Annotated in this window: 8 protein-coding genes and 2 tRNA genes; 7 read left to right on the top strand and 3 right to left on the bottom strand. The window is 59.8% G+C overall.

Annotation, left to right across the window (positions count from 1 at the left end):
• Positions 1-12 precede the first annotated feature (12 nt).
• On the bottom strand, positions 13-882 hold the full coding sequence (locus CRD60_RS04995; RefSeq protein WP_113860183.1) for a DUF559 domain-containing protein: 870 nt from the start codon (positions 880-882) through the stop codon (positions 13-15).
• A gap of 813 nt (positions 883-1,695) precedes the next feature.
• On the opposite strand from CRD60_RS04995, the gene clpB reads away from it, so the two are divergent.
• Positions 1,696-4,371, top strand: coding sequence for an ATP-dependent chaperone ClpB (gene clpB / locus CRD60_RS05000; RefSeq protein WP_113860184.1), 2,676 nt, complete (start codon positions 1,696-1,698; stop codon positions 4,369-4,371).
• Positions 4,372-4,870: 499 nt separating this feature from the next.
• Here clpB and CRD60_RS05005 read toward each other — a convergent pair whose 3' ends face one another.
• Entirely contained in the window at positions 4,871-5,152 is a 282-nt protein-coding gene (locus tag CRD60_RS05005; protein ID WP_113860185.1) for a metal-sensitive transcriptional regulator, read from the bottom strand.
• A 138-nt stretch (positions 5,153-5,290) separates the two neighbouring features.
• Here CRD60_RS05005 and CRD60_RS05010 point away from each other — a divergent pair, with 138 nt between their 5' ends.
• The 5 genes from CRD60_RS05010 to CRD60_RS05030 all read left to right on the top strand — a co-directional run bounded on the left by CRD60_RS05010 (position 5,291) and on the right by CRD60_RS05030 (position 12,823).
• Positions 5,291-7,972 (top strand): HAD-IC family P-type ATPase, encoded by a 2,682-nt coding sequence (locus CRD60_RS05010; protein ID WP_113860186.1) that lies wholly within the window; start codon positions 5,291-5,293, stop codon positions 7,970-7,972.
• 341 nt (positions 7,973-8,313) lie between these two features.
• Complete coding sequence (gene gltX, locus CRD60_RS05015) at positions 8,314-9,828, top strand: glutamate--tRNA ligase (RefSeq protein ID WP_113860187.1); 1,515 nt, start codon at positions 8,314-8,316, stop codon at positions 9,826-9,828.
• 162 nt (positions 9,829-9,990) lie between these two features.
• Positions 9,991-10,063: transfer RNA gene (locus CRD60_RS05020), tRNA-Glu, on the top strand.
• A 42-nt stretch (positions 10,064-10,105) separates the two neighbouring features.
• Positions 10,106-10,180 (top strand) — tRNA-Gln (locus CRD60_RS05025).
• A 1,191-nt stretch (positions 10,181-11,371) separates the two neighbouring features.
• Positions 11,372-12,823 (top strand): metallophosphoesterase family protein, encoded by a 1,452-nt coding sequence (locus tag CRD60_RS05030; protein ID WP_113860188.1) that lies wholly within the window; start codon positions 11,372-11,374, stop codon positions 12,821-12,823.
• A gap of 541 nt (positions 12,824-13,364) precedes the next feature.
• Here CRD60_RS05030 and CRD60_RS05035 read toward each other — a convergent pair.
• Positions 13,365-14,153 carry an IclR family transcriptional regulator gene (locus CRD60_RS05035; protein ID WP_407923172.1) on the bottom strand — a complete coding sequence of 263 codons (789 nt, stop codon included), beginning with the start codon at positions 14,151-14,153 and terminating at the stop codon, positions 13,365-13,367.
• 230 nt (positions 14,154-14,383) lie between these two features.
• Between CRD60_RS05035 and leuC the strand changes: the two genes are divergently transcribed.
• Complete coding sequence (gene leuC, locus CRD60_RS05040) at positions 14,384-15,787, top strand: 3-isopropylmalate dehydratase large subunit (RefSeq protein ID WP_113860189.1); 1,404 nt, start codon at positions 14,384-14,386, stop codon at positions 15,785-15,787.
• Positions 15,788-15,847 lie beyond the last annotated feature (60 nt).

The following is a 15,847-nucleotide window of genomic DNA, read 5'->3' on the forward strand; positions in this document are numbered from 1 at the left end:
CCGGCAACCAAGCTACTGTGGCAGTCGTCTGCGCCTGTCGCACATTTCCTTGACACTTAGTGGCTCCATGAATCGTTTGAATCCCAAGGCTCCGGCTTTCACTAGCGCTCTTTGTAGGCAATCTACGAACGACCTGATCTGCGTTCCGGTTTGTATGGAATCGGTTTCCACGGTGAATATTCGCCATCGTGTTGAGTGAATGGCGTTTAAGCGTTCCCAGTCCTCTGCGCTTTGCTGCCTATGGTGCCGCCCGTTGAATTCGATGCCTATTTTGTATTCAGGGCAACCCATGTCAATCAGAAATGTGTGTTGCTCCACTGAGACCGGAATGTTGACGCTAAGGTCGGGGAAACCGAAGCTACGTATGAGCAGTCGTAGGTTCGTCTCGGCTGGAGAATCGGTGTTCTCCTTCATGAGGGTCAAGGCGCGGCGGCATTTGTCGAGTCCTTTGAACGGGTCGCATTCCGCTAGGAATACTTGGATGTCTCTGATCGACGTTCGTTTGAGTAGCCGGTCGCGGCAGGTCAGCGAATCGCCGAAAACTACCAGTTCGCGAAGGGTGAGCCAGGAGGACATCTGGGCGAAGAGCGCCTCGGGGGAGAGGCAAAGAAGGCCGTGCACGTCGATTGTTGATCCTAAGGAATCGGCGTTGTTCCAGCTATGGCATGAGACGTTGATCAGCCGTATACGTTTGGCCCTGTTTTTGACGATAGTGTAGATGCCCCGATGCAGCCTCTCGTTGGGTACTGGTACGCCGAGCAAACTGGCCGCTGTGAACAGTCCGGCGGTGACGGTGTATTTTGTTCTTGCCTGTGCGTTGAGGCAATCCGCGATGGCGCGCTGCTGCCGTTGCCAGGCCTTGTGGCGCATGATCTGACGCACTGGCGGTTCATCGACTATCTCAAACATAAGTTCACGGTAGGCACTTATTCGGCATGAGGTGGCTCTGACGAGGGTGTGTGGACGAACGTTGATTCGTGAGGGTCTTGATGTGTGTTCGTGGAAGTCTTGTGCCATAAGCGATTGAGGGCGACACACCCGGAGGTCTGGTGCCGTGGGAGACTGTGCGCATGCCTTGCGTTTCAAGCTTCCGTGTTGGGGCTGCGGGTTTTGTTTTTGTTGGTGGTTGAGTGCGGTCTCCGGGACTCACCCCACCTGCCTTTACAAGGAGAGCTGGCCTGCAAATCAGTCAGGAAAGACATGTGATCGTGGTTATGGTGAGTCACGGATCGTGAACCGCACTATGCCGTAGCTGTCGGCTTGTCGCAATTACAGGTTTGCCGCGATGCTTGATCTTCTTCCCAACCATGGAAGCACCTATATCCGTAGTTATATGCGGTGGTGACGTTGTTCTCGTAGCCGGCGACTCGCCCCAAGCCGAGATGCGCGCGTGATGGTGAGGGCATGGTCGGGTTAAGGGAAAGTTTTGCCTCTTGGGGTGAGTCGAGTGGGAAAGGACTAAGTCTGCGCGGCGCCACACGGCGCCCCTAGCAGGCGAATTCCTAAACTTGAGTCATTGACGCTCAACTTTGGGAATAAGGCGTTCGGTGAATTGGTTAAACACAATAGTTACGCAAGAGCGCACTGCCGGACACTAAGCAGATTCCATAGCGGCGCAGGTCCTCGTGAGACGAGCTGGATGCGACTGGCTGTGAAGGCTTGGCCGGGCAGTGCAGAGACGAAGGGACAATAAACATGGAACAGCAGTTCACCACCATGGCCCAGGAAGCCATTGGGGATGCCATTCAGAGTGCATCTGCGGCAGGGAATGCACAAGTCGAGACCCTACATGTTATGGATGCCTTGCTGCGTCAGGAAAATGGCGTGGTGCAAGGTCTTATTGAGGCCGCGGGAGGAGACCCACAAGCCATTGGCGCAGCCGTGCGGAACGCTTTGGTCAAGCTCCCAAGCGCCAGCGGATCATCAACATCGCAGCCGCAAGCCAGCCGCCAGCTGACTGCAGCCCTGGCCCAGGCCGAGAAGGAAATGCGGTCCATGGGTGACGATTACGTCTCCACTGAGCACCTGCTCATCGGCATCGCCACGTCCGGCCCCAACGAGAGCCAGAACATACTCAAGGCCAATGCTGTCACGGCTGATGCCCTACGCAAGGCCGTTCCTGGGGTGCGTGGCGGAGCAAAAGTGACAAGCCCCGATGCCGAAGGGTCGTACAAGGCCCTGGAGAAGTACTCCACGGACCTAACTGCCCAGGCCAAGGAAGGCAAGCTTGACCCCGTCATTGGCCGTGACGAGGAGATTCGTCGCGTGATCCAAATTCTCTCTCGCCGCACCAAGAACAACCCGGTCCTTATCGGTGAGCCCGGAGTTGGCAAGACCGCTGTGGTCGAAGGTCTGGCCCAGCGTATTGTCGCGGGAGATGTGCCTGCCACCTTGAAGAACAAGAAGCTCATCAGTCTGGACCTTGGCTCCATGGTTGCCGGTTCCAAATACCGCGGTGAGTTCGAGGAGCGGCTGAAGGCCGTGCTCAACGAGATCAAGGGCTCGGACGGGCAGGTCATCACCTTCGTCGACGAGATTCACACCATCGTGGGGGCGGGCGCCGCCGAAGGCTCCATGGACGCCGGCAACATGCTCAAGCCCATGCTGGCTCGCGGCGAACTGCGCCTGATCGGCGCGACCACCTTGGATGAGTACCGTGAGCACGTCGAGAAGGACCCTGCCCTTGAGCGTCGTTTCCAGCAGGTCTTCGTGGGCGAGCCCAGTGTTGAGGACACCATCGCCATCCTGCGCGGCCTCAAGCAACGCTACGAGGCTCACCACAAGGTGACCATCGGTGATGATGCGTTGGTGGCGGCCGCCACGCTTTCCAACCGCTACATCTCGGGCCGTCAGCTGCCCGACAAGGCCATCGACCTGGTGGACGAGGCCGCCGCCCACCTGCGGATGGAGCTCGATTCGCAGCCTGAGGAGATTGATGTGCTGCAGCGCAAGGAGACCCGGCTTGAGATGGAGGAGATGCAGCTCAAGAAGGCCGATGATCCTGCCAGCAAGGCTCGCTTGCAGAAGCTTCAGTCCGATCTGGCTGACACCCGTGAGCAGCTCAGTGGTCTTAAGGCGCGTTGGGAGAATGAGAAGGCCGGTCACAACAAGGTGGGCGATTTGCGTGCACAGCTCGATGCCAAGCGCGTTGAAGCCGACAAATTCACCCGCGAAGGCAACCTGGAGCAAGCCAGCAAGATTCTCTATGGTGAGATCCCTGCCATACAGAAGGAGTTGGACGCCGCCGAAACCGCCGCTGAGGCGGGGAAGTCCGGCGAAACCAATGACTTGGAGACTGCCGAGCCCATGGTCCCCGACCATGTGGACGCCGATTCGGTTGCGGGCATCGTGGCTGAGTGGACCGGCATTCCCGTGGGCCGCCTCATGCAAGGGGAGAATGAGAAGCTGCTGCATATGGAGGACTATCTCGGGCAGCGTGTGATCGGTCAGAAGGAAGCCGTTCGTGCCGTCTCCGACGCGGTCCGGCGCTCGCGTGCTGGCATAGCCGACCCCAACCGTCCGACTGGTTCCTTCCTCTTCCTGGGCCCGACCGGTGTGGGCAAGACCGAGCTGGCCAAGGCTTTGGCTGACTTCCTCTTTGACGACGAGAAGGCCATGGTTCGCATCGATATGAGTGAGTATATGGAGAAGGCTTCCGTATCTCGTCTCATCGGCGCGGCGCCCGGCTATATCGGTTACGAGGAGGGTGGCCAGTTGACTGAGGCCGTGCGGCGGCGCCCCTACTCCGTGGTGCTGTTCGACGAGGTGGAGAAGGCCAATCCTGAGGTGTTCGATATCCTGCTGCAGGTCCTGGACGATGGCCGGCTGACCGATGGGCAGGGCAGGACCGTGGACTTCAAGAACACGATTCTGATCATGACCTCGAACCTCGGATCCCAATTCCTGGTGCAGACCGATTTGGATGATGAGGCCAAGCATGCGGCAGTTATGGATGCGGTCCACGGGCAGTTCAAGCCCGAGTTCATCAATCGGTTGGATGAGCTGGTCATCTTTGATCCGCTGACCCGCGATGAGCTGGGGCAAATTGTGGATCTGCAGGTCAAGCATGTGGCTTCGCGTCTCACCGAGCGGCGGATCACTTTGGATGTCACCGCGGCGGCCCGTGAATGGCTGGCAAACGCCGGCTATGATCCCGCTTATGGAGCCCGGCCCCTGCGTAGGTTGGTGCAGACCGAGGTCGGCGATCAGCTGGCCAAGATGCTGCTGTCTGGCAAAGTGCATGATGGGGACACCGTGCTGGCTGACCAGACCGGTGGTGAACATCTGGAGCTCAGCACCATGCCGGAGGACCCCTTGGCTGATGTGGAGGCTGAGGTCTCCGGCGACGGCGAAGGTGGTTCCGCGCAGTAACGCCGATGCCTGTACGAGCTGTGGGGTCAGTGCGTGACCATTGATGAGTGGTTGCTTCCGACATGATTGCTGGGAGCAACCACTTTTTGATGCGCCTGCCGTCGGGTGTCTTTGGGATGCTTGGGGCGCCATGGCTGGCGTTCCCCTCCCCACTGGTGTCACCCCAAACTTGCTTCTTTCGCCTCCCCATTTCTTTTTCCCTTCCGTTTGCACGGCATTCGTGCTCTTCAATGAGCGATGTCTCTAAGTGCTGGCTCACCCTAGTGGCGAATGGTCGCGATACGTGCGCGTGATTTCAACGGGGCGGCTTAGGTATGTTGCAGTGGGGTGAGGCGCCCGGCATGGAAGTACCCACTTGGATGGGAATCGGTCGGGTTGTGCTTGAGTCGGAAGACTTCAGTAACGCATGACTACGTGCGCCACTGGCCTGGTTGGTTGCTCATACTGTGGCCCCGGCCGAACTTGGCCGGTTATTGGCGAGGCGGGGCGTCGTCCGTGATCAGGATTTCATCAGACGCGCTATGGCTGCCGATGCCTCGGCGAGTTTTTCGTCGGCCACTTCGCCGCCTTCGATTGAGGCCTGGCGGACGCAATGGTTGAGGTGGTCGTCGAGTAAGAGCAGTGCGACGGATTTCAGGGCGGAATTGGACGCGGCTATCTGTGTCAGTACGTCAATGCAGTACTTATCTTCCTCCACCATCTTGCCGATGGCCCTAACCTGCCCCTCAATGCGGTGCAGACGGCCCAATACCTTGTCTTTGTCGGCTCCATACCCGTGCATTGACTGACCTCTCTCGTGTCCGGAATCTTTCCATTTGAACAACTGCTTGCAATTATACCATATAGGGGTATAGGGTATATAACAAGAATGTTTGCACAATAGACAAACCGCGAATGTAAGACAGAGGAGAGGTCCGCAATGGTATTTGACAAGGTGGTGATAGGTGCCGGTATCCTGGTGGTCGCCGCTCTGTTGACTTGGCTCATTCTTTGGTTCTTTTTCAGCCGTCAGAAAGGAACCGCCGGAACCCTCGAGAATGGTGTCCAGGCGGCGACTGTCACGGTTAAGGGCGGCTATTCCCCTTCGGTCATAACCATGGCCCCTGGCACTCCCATCGAGCTGACCTTTGACCGTCAGGAGACCGGAGAGTGCACATCGCATGTGGTCTTCTCCGATTTGGGGCTGGATGCCATGCTGCCCGGCAATCAGGTAACGCATGTGAAGCTGCCACCTTTGGCGCCGGGTGAATACCCTTTCGCCTGCGGTATGAACATGGTTCATGGGCTCTTGCGGGTCGGATCGCCTGAAGCTGACGGAAGTGCAGATGGGACGCAGTCGGCCTCCGAAAGCGGATCCGGCGATCCGGTCAGCTCCACGAGCGCTGTAAAGTCGGTTGGCGCAGCAACGCCCACAGCTGGCTACAGTGCTGCCGACGCGATTCGCAACGAGGAGCAGGAGGCCGTCGAGCGGTGTCATGAGATCAAGGACACCACCCGTCTCTTCGTCATCGCCCTGGTCCTGACCCTGCCGGTTTTCCTCACCAGCATGACCAATATGCTGGTCATGGGACTCATTCCCATGTGGATGGTCAATCCTTGGCTCCAGGCCCTCCTGATTACCCCTGTCATGTTCTACTGCGGCTGGCCCATCCACCGGGTCGGTTGGCCTGCGCTGGTCCATAGGTCGCCGGATATGAATTCCCTGGTGGCCTTGGGCGCTACGGCCGCTTACCTGTACAGCCTTGTTGTCTGTGTGGCTCCCGGCATCATGCCTGAGGGCTCGCGCGAGCCTTACTTTGAGTCGGTCGGTGTGGTCATCGCCCTGGTTCTGCTGGGGCGCCTGTTGGAGGCCAAGGCGCGTGAGGGCACCGGTCAGGCCGTTCAATCCCTGATCAAACTTCGCCCGCGCAAAGCGCTGCTGGTTGATGAGGAGACTGTGGCCAAGGGTCCGCAGGCCTGGGAAAACCTTGCCAATTTGCGCGAGGTGGCTACAGACGATTTAGCGCAAGGTAACCTGCTGGTCATCAAAGCCGGAGAACGGATTCCCACTGATGGAGTGGTCCTGGCGGGTTCCGGCCAGGTTGATGAGTCCATGATCACCGGCGAATCAAAGCCCGTCAGCCGTGGTGAGGGGCAGCCGCTGACCGGTGCCACCATCCTGCTCAAGGGCAATCTGGTCATGCGTGTCACGCAGGTCGGCGGCGACACGGTGCTCTCTCAGATCGTGTCCCTGGTCGCCCGAGCCCAGGCCACGAAGGCGCCCGTCCAGCAACTGGCAGATAGGATTGCGCGGATCTTCGTACCGGTGGTCATGGTCATAGCCGTGTGGACCTTCGCCATCTGGATGGCCTTTGGCCCGCAACCCGCCCTGGCACATGCCGTCATAACCGCCGTCAGTGTGCTGATCATTGCCTGCCCTTGCGCCCTGGGCCTGGCGACCCCGCTGTCGGTCACCGCAGCAACGGGCCTGGGTGCCTCGAAGGGTGTGCTGGTCACGTCGGCCAAGGCCTTGGAACGGGCCCGGAACATTCGCACTGTCGTTTTTGACAAGACCGGTACCATAACCCGGGGTGTGATTGACGCGGATTCGCGGTTGGACAGTCCCTCCTATGAGGGCGACCCTGTCAAGGAGGGGTCTGCCGAAGCCGTCGTTGCCTTGCGCCGTGCCGGAATTCGAACCGTCATGCTGAGTGGAGACAAGGCAGAGGTAGCGGCGCGTATCGCCTCCGAGGTGGGCATTGACACGGTCATCGCCCAGGTTCGCCCTGACGGCAAGGCCTACTGGATCAAACGTCTGCAGGACGAGAGGGACGCGCAGGCCAAGGCCCAATCCTCAAGTGGCCGGCGAGGTTCCCAGGGGCTGATCGCCATGGTTGGCGACGGCATCAACGATGCCCCAGCCCTAGCTCAGGCCGACCTGGGTATAGCCATCGGCACCGGCACCGACGTGGCCATGCAGTCGGCGGACGTGACCCTCATGAGCGGCGACCTGCGCGGAGTGGTCCGCATCATCAACCTCTCCCGCGCCACCATGCGCAATATCGGCGAGAATCTGATGTGGGCCTTTGGCTACAACGTCATCGGCATTCCTCTGGCGGCGGGCCTGCTCTACCCGCTCACCGGATGGCTGCTGAGTCCTATGATCGCCGGGCTGGCCATGGCCCTTTCCTCCCTCTGCCTTGTGCTCAACGCCAACCGGCTCAGGCATGCCGAGATTCGGCAAGATTCCATCGGCCACCCCGGCGGAGGAGACGAGTCCGGGAGCAAGGCGGCGAGCCAGTCCGGGCTTGTCGCCGGCAATGAGCCTCAGGTTATAGTCGATGACCGGAGTGATTTGGTCACGCCGAATGGGGCTGCAAGCCAGTCCGGCATGACCGGCAGCAATACCCACCACAACAAGGAGAATCCAATGGATATGAACATGTCAGATAAGGCGGCTGCCAAGGGAGCCGCAACGGCGACCGACCCGGTATGCGGCATGAGCGTGACCGTTAACGATGAGGCCATTAACCGTGAATATCAAGGCAAGACCTACTACTTCTGCGGTGAGCGTTGTGCCGAGAACTTCATGAAGGCCCCGGAGGTTTTTCTGAGTAAATAACAGGTGCTCCGCGCCGGCCCCTGGCTCGGCTCGCCATAGGGTGATTCCTTGAGCGGGTGGGGCGGGAGTGGGTATTGGTGCTACCTGAAGACTCGAGTTGTCGTGCCTGGCTGCAGGCGAAGTGGGAGAGATTATTCGCGCCTTCGCATCTAGGTCTGTGCGCGGTGTTCCCCTCCGCCTACCGCTAGCGAGACATGAGCGAAGGCCGGCCCCATGCTTGATCAGTATCGATGGGGTAGCCGCATGACCCAGCCTTCAAGACCCGTGAGCTCGGCGATGGCCATCGGGCCAGTGGGGGCGGCGGGCTTGGGCAAGTCTCACTTTCGGGGCACAATAGAGCCATGACTGATCAGACCCAACCCAAATTGCCCGAAGATGTACGCGTCCGTTTCTGCCCTTCTCCGACCGGCACGCCCCACGTGGGCATGGTCCGCACGGCCCTGTTCAATTGGGCTGAGGCCCGCCATACCCATGGTCGTTTCGTCTTTCGTATCGAGGACACCGATGCGGTCCGCGACAGCGAGGAGAGCTATCAGCAGATCATTGACGCTTTGGAATGGTTGGGCATCGACTGGGATGAGGGCATCAATGTGGGCGGCCCAGATGGCCCCTACCGTCAATCCGAGCGATTCGATATTTACCAGGACGTTGCCCGGCGGCTGTTCGAGGCCGGATATGCCTATGAGTCCTACTCCACCCCTGAGGAGGTCGAGGCCCGTAATCTGGCCGCTGGCCGACCCAAGGCCTTCGGTTATGACGGCTACGACCGCGATCTGACCGAGGAGCAAAAGGCCACGTTCCGCGCCGAGGGCCGCAAGCCAGCCCTGCGAATTCGCATGCCTGATGAGGACATCGCCTTCGACGACCTGATCCGTGGCCACATCGAGTTCAAAGCCGGATCGGTGCCGGACTATGTGATCGTGCGTCCCAACGGAGACCCCCTCTACACGCTGACGAACCCGGTCGATGACGCCATGATGCGCATCAATGTGGTGTTGCGTGGCGAGGACCTGCTCAGCTCCACACCCCGCCAGATCGTGCTCTACCGTTACCTCATGGAGCTTGGTGTCGCCAAGGAGATGCCGCTCTTCGGCCACATGCCCTATGTTATGGGCAAGGGCAAGAAGAAGCTCTCCAAGCGCGACCCGGAGTCCAACCTCTTCCTCCACCGCGACAACGGCTTCATCCCCGAGGGCCTACTCAACTACCTGGCCCTGCTGGGCTGGTCGATTGCTTCCGACCGCGATATCTTCACCATGGACGAGATGATTGAGAAGTTCGACATCCGCGACGTCAAGGCCAACCCCGCCCACTTTGACATTGATAAGGCCATCTCCATCAATGCCGAGCATATCCGTATGCTCGATCCCCAGGACTTCCTGAACCGTTCCTTGCCCTACCTGCGGCACCAGGGACTGGTATCCGCCGATTCCTGGGACGCTCTGACTGAGCGCGAGCGTGAGATTCTGACCGCTGCCGGCCCCCTGGTCCAGCCTAGGGTTCGTTTGTTGGGTGAGGTCCCCGGTATGACCGCCTCCCTGCTGGGCACCGAAGGCTTCATTGAGCCTGACGAGGATGCCCGTAAGCAGCTCAAGGACTCGGCCGCCGAGGTGCTGGATAAGGCGATTGCTGCGCTGGAGCCTGTCTCTGGCGATGAGTGGCATGCGGACGCCCTTCATGAGCTTTTGGACAAGGCCTTGATTGAGGACGGCGGTTTCAAGCCCCGCCTGGCCTATGGTCCGGTTCGGGTGGCCATGTCGGGGCGGCGTGTTTCGCCGCCGCTGTTCGAGTCCATGGAAATTCTTGGCAAGGACCTGAGTGTGGCCCGCCTCAAAGGCCTGCGCGCGCATGTCTGAGGGCTGTTGAGGCCTGCTATGGGCTGGGTTTCGGGCTTCTGCGGCGTCAATGGTATTTGCGGAGCACAGCGGTATTTCGCTTATGGCGACACGCCGACTTGCGGGAAGTAGGCCTCCTCAGTACAGTCTTTATCTGTCGTCTGTAGCAATATGGGCGACGAGGCCTCCATCGTCTAGCGGTCTAGGACTACGCCCTCTCACGGCGCCAACACCGGTTCAAATCCGGTTGGAGGTACACAGTGTCGAAGTACTTAGTACAATAGACATTGTAGTCAATTGGGGTATGGTGTAATTGGCAACACAGGTGATTCTGGTTCATCCATTCTTGGTTCGAGTCCAGGTACCCCAGCCAGTGGCCGCAGCATTGCGACTTGCCGCCAGTCTTGCAGAAGCGAGGCCGGCGGTTTTTGTGTATCCGGCCCCATGTGCATCCACCGATGAATGCACCTTGCCAATCTATAGGAACTGAACGTGGTGCTTCGACTATAGGGTCTATAGGAACTGAATGCATTGGCCTATAGGAACTAAACGTGGTGCTTTAGAATCTGGTTTTGGGGTTATCTGACGTGTCCTTGTCGTATGGCCAGGCCTGCCTCCCAGGTCGGCTTATAGGTACTCAATGTGAACTATAGGCCTGTTTGGTGTGTACCTGCGTCTGAGCCTGGGCATGGGCCTATAGGCCACAACCAGGCACGTATCCAGAATCTAAAACAACACGTCTAGTTCCTATAGCCCCACCCACCACTCGTCGTGCTTATAGACGATTTAAGCCAAGGTCTCATTGCTTTTGGGACAGGTTTGCTCGCGCGGACTCACCCTAACTCCAAGTATGAAGGATCAGCCATTGGGGGAGCGGCACTCTTGATGGGTACTTGAAGGTGGGGTGAGTCGTTCCTTTGAAGACCGTGATGAGATTCAGGGCGGGGTGCGGTTCAGGTGATTGAAGCGCTTGAGTATTGGTGGTTCGGCAATATTCGGGTATTGGCCAGAATTGGGAGGTCTTTGGGTGTTGGTGGGGATTTGGGAATATGTTGCGTGATGAAGGCGGGATTGGGACTATGGGCCTGGAATGGAGATAGAAGGTGGGTGATTGTGATGCTTGACTCACCCTAGGTAAAGTTGTGCGATGGGTTGTGTGGAGCTTGGACGGCTGTGGATTTGTATCTGGTTTTGGGGTGAGCCGTGAATGTGTGTGAGGGGGTGCGGGCGTGCGCGAGGATGATGGCGTGCGCGAGGGATGATGGTGTGGGAGAGGACTTGGGCGAGGGCACGGGGGATGAGCCGGTAGATGGATGGGTTTACCACGAGAGAGGCTGTCGGTCGAGTTGGAGCGTGAGTTGGTGGAGGGAATCTTGAATCGGGTGTGGGATTGGGGTGACCCGAGTGTGAGGGTGGGGTGAATCGAGCGAAGGACCTGAGATGTTGGCGTTGGTGTTGTGATTGGTCGTTGGCCGGCGGGGTCAATAGTGGCTCGACTCGCAGCGACGGCAATGTGGAGGGGCTTACTATGGCGATTTGCGGGAACTGCATTAGGCTAGTGGGCATGACAGAACTATCCCTAGGAGCACGGAATTCATCGTCGAGGCCTCGCATTCAGCCGGCCGATGCCGAGGATCACCGCCCAGTCTCGGTCTCGGCCAGGTTGGGTCGGCTGCAATTCCACGCTTCCGGCAAGTTCCGTGTCCTACAGTTGGCTGACATCCAGGACGGACCCAAGGTTGCAGGGGACACCCTTAAGTTGATTTCGGCGGCTTTGGACGCGGTGCGGCCAGATGTGGTGGTTTTTACCGGCAATCAGATTGCCGGCTATAACAAGGCCTATTCGGCGACCTATCGCAGACGCCGTTGGGACAAGGATTCACCGGATCAGCAGGTTGCCGGTAAGTCGCGGAATGGTCTTCACGGCCGCAGCCGGACCTCGGTAGGCGTGTCCGCCATTGATGCTGATAAGCGGGCGGCTGCCAACCGGGCCCGCACCACTGAGCTGGTGCGCAAGTGCATCGGCCAGTTTCTGCAGCCCTTGGTTGACCGGCAGATTCCCTGGGTGGTCACCTATGGCAATCATGATTTTCAGTGCGGACTGAGCAATGGGCAATTGGACGATATATACCGTGAGTTTCCCGGCTGTCTGAATCCCAAGTCGGCGACGGGCCACGAGGGCGAACCAAATAGCATGGACAGGAAGCACGCTGCCGAGGGCAGGCAGGCCGAGGCCACCAAACCCTTGACCCATGCTTTTGCGGAACTGCCGGACCAGGAGGTCTTCCCCTGCCAGCCGGGCACCTTCGCCCTTCCGGTTATGGATGAGGAGCGCCAGCGTAATGTCATCGGCCTGGTCATGCTCGATTCGGGTGATTACGCCAGGGAGGGCGGCGCCGGCAGCCCGGATCCCGCTGCCCTGGCCTTCCTTCGTCAGGTCCCTGAGCTCATGAAGACCAAATCCATGGTCTTCCAGCATTTTCCCATACCCCAGTACTACCGGCTGCTGACCGAGGTTCCGGCCACCACGGCCCGGGCGGTGGAGGGCTACCGGGCCTTCAGCGGCCGCTCTTTTATCCTTGATGATACCAAGACCCTGCCCGGTTCCTTCCTGGGTGAGGGAATCAGTTGCCCCGATCGTGACAGCGGGGAGTTCGATATTCTCAAGGCCAAGGATGGCTACTTCGCGATGGCTGCCGGCCACGACCACCGCAACCGTTTTGTGGGTGAGCTGGAGGGCATTATGCTGGCCGCAACGCCCACCTGCGGTTTCGGCTCCTATGGACCGGCCCCCACCCAGTGTGCCGCGCGGCTTTTCGAGTTCGACATCCGCCACCCCTATGAGCCGCGCACCCAACCCTTGACCTTCGGCGATCTGGTCGGCAAGCCCGGAACCCACAAGGCATACACCTATGCGCTGAACACTACGGCGGACGCCAAGGGTGAGGCCATGGATCTGCTCCACAAGCCCAGTCTCCTGAGCCGGCTCCTGGCTAAGTTGCACATTAGGAAGTAGGTGGAGGCGGGTGCAGCCCCCGGTCTTAGAGGTGGTCTTGATGTTGCTGTTGACATGGTGTTGTCATCGCCAATGACGCTGGATTCTCGGTGGTATAGGTCTTGATCCGGTCTTGGCTTCAGCGTTGTCGTTGATACTGACACTGATGTTGGGTTTGGTTTGATTTGGGTTCAGACCGGTGTGGCTTTTACTTTCGGCGTTGATGTGGGTTGGTCCTGTTGGCGTTGGGTTGGTGCCTATGTGTCTATGGGGGGGGGGCGACGCTGACGCTGGTTTTAGCTTGCCGTAGGTCTTGATTTGCTTCTACTCTCGGCGCTGATCTTGTTGGTGTGGCGTTTGTCCTGACATGGTTTTGGTGTTGCCGTTGACCCGGACCTTGGATTTGAATTGAGTGGTGGGTGGTGTTGGCTCCTTGGTGTGGCGGTCATGCCGCCATGAGTCTGGCCGGGTCGGTCACTTGGAAGGTGGGTGGGTATGGGAAGGAACCTCCGTCTAGGAGGTCCCTTCCGCAAGGCTTGTGTTGTGGTTGGCGCGGTATGGCTCAGCGCCCTGCATTGGCCTTGAGCAGGGCCTCGGTCAGGTACTTGCCGGCGGCCATGACCAGGGGTGCGTAACGGCGGCCAGGGGTGGGGCCCATGCGCCCGGAGGGGCCGGAGATGGAGATGGCTGCGATGACCTGGCCCGAGGAGTTGCGGATGGGCGCTGAGATGGAGCAGACACCTTCTTCCCGCTCGTTGACTGATTCGGACCACCCGCGCTTGCGGACGGCGGCCAGGCCTGCGGCCGTGAATTTGGCGTGGCGCAGACCTTGGTGGAGGCGTTCCGAGTCCTCCCAGGCCAGCAGAATCTGGGCGGCGGAACCGGCCTCCATGGAGAGCATGGCGCCCACCGGAATGGAGTCGCGCAGTCCGCTGGCTCGCTCCACGGCGGCGATGCACACCCGCTGGTCGCCCTGGCGGCGATAAATCTGGGCCGACTCACCCGTGCGGTCCAGCAGGGTCTGGAGGATGGGGCCTGCGGCGGTGAGCAGCCGGTCCTCGCCGGCCGCCGCCGCCAGTTCGGCGAAGCGGGAGCCTAGGACGAAGCGCCCGTGCTGGTCACGTAATACGAAACGGTGACGTTCCAGGGCTATGGCCAGGCGGTGGGCTGTGGGGCGGGCGAGCCCTGTGGCTCCGACCAGCTGGCCCAGGGTCATGGGGCCGGTCTCCAGTGCATCGAGAATCTTAATGGTCTTGTCCAAGACGCCAACCCCAGAATGAATCTCCTTCTTGTCCAGATCATCGTGCTCGACCACTGACGGTTGGTTGGAGAGGGGGTTATCGGGGAGCATTTGCTCAGAGATGCTCATATCATCGTCGGTTTCTTGGGAAGTAGCCATGGATAAATTATGTCATCTCATATTTCGAAACGCAAAAGTCCATACAGGTCGGGAGCGTCCATACTCAGGGTAAGCAGTCCGAGAGGGCGATGGAAGTAGCTATACACGTCACAGCAAAATGGCGGAAAAACAACGTTTTTTACCCTGTTGTCAATCTGTTGGTGGAAGTTCGAGGAGCGCATATGGCAAGTACGTTGGCTGAGAAGGTCTGGGCCGATCACCTGGTCTACCACGGTGAGGATGGTGCCCCTGACCTGCTCTACATCGACCTGATGCTCATGCACGAGGTCACCAGTCCCCAGGCCTTCGAGGGCCTGCGTCTGGCCGGCCGCAAGCCCCGCCATATTGATCAGCTGATCGCCACCGAGGACCACAACACCCCGACCATCAACATTGACCGCCCCAATCCTGATAAGGTCTCGGCCCTGCAGTTGAGCACCCTGGAGCAGAATTGCGAGGAGTTCGGTGTGCGGCTCCACCCCTTGGGAGACGCCGACCAGGGCATCGTTCACGCCTTCGCGCCCAACCTGGGCCTGACCCAGCCGGGTATGACCATTGTCTGCGGCGACTCCCATACGTCCACCCATGGCGCCTTCGGGGCCTTGGCCTTCGGCATCGGCACCTCCGAGGTGGAGCATGTCATGGCCACGCAGACCTTGTCGCTCAAGCCTTTTGACACTATGGCCATCAATGTGAACGGCAAGTTGGCACAGGGTGTCACCGCCAAGGACATCATTCTGGCCATCATCGCCAAGATCGGTACCGGCGGCGGCCAGGGCCATGTTCTCGAATACCGGGGCGAGGCCATCCGCAACCTGTCCATGGAGGCGCGGATGACCATCTGCAACATGTCCATCGAGGCAGGGGCCCGTGCCGGCATGGTGGCTCCCGACCAGACGACCTTCGACTACCTCAAGGGCCGCCCCCACGCGCCGGAGGGTGAGATGTGGGACCGGGCCGTCGAATACTGGAAGACCCTGAAGACCGATGATGATGCGGTATTCGACAAGGTTGTGGACCTAGACGCGTCCAGCCTGACTCCCTACGTGACCTGGGGCACCAATCCCGGCCAGGGCCTGCCCATCAACGACAGTGTTCCCGTGCCGGAGGAGATCGCCGACGAGGCCAGGCGCGGGGCCGCCCAGGAGGCCATTGACTACATGGGTCTGACGCCTGGCATGCCCATCAAGAGCATTCCGGTCGACACGGTGTTCATCGGCTCCTGCACCAACGGGCGCATCGAGGACCTGCGGGCCGCCGCCGCCATCATGAAGGGGCAGCACAAGGCCGACTCCATCCATCGGGTCCTGGTCGTGCCGGCCTCCTCCCGAGCCCGCCTCCAGGCCGAAGAGGAGGGGCTCGACAAGATCTTCAAGGATTTCGGGGCCGAATGGCGCAATGCCGGCTGCTCCATGTGCCTGGGTATGAACCCCGACAAGATGGTGCCCGACGAGCGGTCCATCTCCACCTCCAACCGCAACTTCCAGGGCAGGCAGGGTAAGGGTTCCCGGACCCATTTGGCCTCACCCCAGGTGGCGGCGGCCACGGCAATCCGTGGGACCATATCGAGCCCAGCCGACCTGTGATCGGCCCGTCTTGGCCTGGCAGCTTGGCCGAGGGTGCAGAGAAGATCAGAGCAGAAGTAG

It is taken from the genome of Bifidobacterium aemilianum (assembly GCF_003315635.1).
Lineage (GTDB): Bacteria > Actinomycetota > Actinomycetes > Actinomycetales > Bifidobacteriaceae > Bifidobacterium > Bifidobacterium aemilianum.

Coding starts and splice junctions, on each gene's coding strand:
- clpB (WP_113860184.1), top strand. CDS start 1,696: ATGGAACAGCAGTTCACCACCATGGCCCAGGAAGCCATTGGGGATGCC.
- CRD60_RS05005 (WP_113860185.1), bottom strand. CDS start 5,152: ATGCACGGGTATGGAGCCGACAAAGACAAGGTATTGGGCCGTCTGCAC.
- CRD60_RS05010 (WP_113860186.1), top strand. CDS start 5,291: ATGGTATTTGACAAGGTGGTGATAGGTGCCGGTATCCTGGTGGTCGCC.
- gltX (WP_113860187.1), top strand. CDS start 8,314: ATGACTGATCAGACCCAACCCAAATTGCCCGAAGATGTACGCGTCCGT.
- CRD60_RS05030 (WP_113860188.1), top strand. CDS start 11,372: ATGACAGAACTATCCCTAGGAGCACGGAATTCATCGTCGAGGCCTCGC.
- CRD60_RS05035 (WP_407923172.1), bottom strand. CDS start 14,153: ATGCTCCCCGATAACCCCCTCTCCAACCAACCGTCAGTGGTCGAGCAC.
- leuC (WP_113860189.1), top strand. CDS start 14,384: ATGGCAAGTACGTTGGCTGAGAAGGTCTGGGCCGATCACCTGGTCTAC.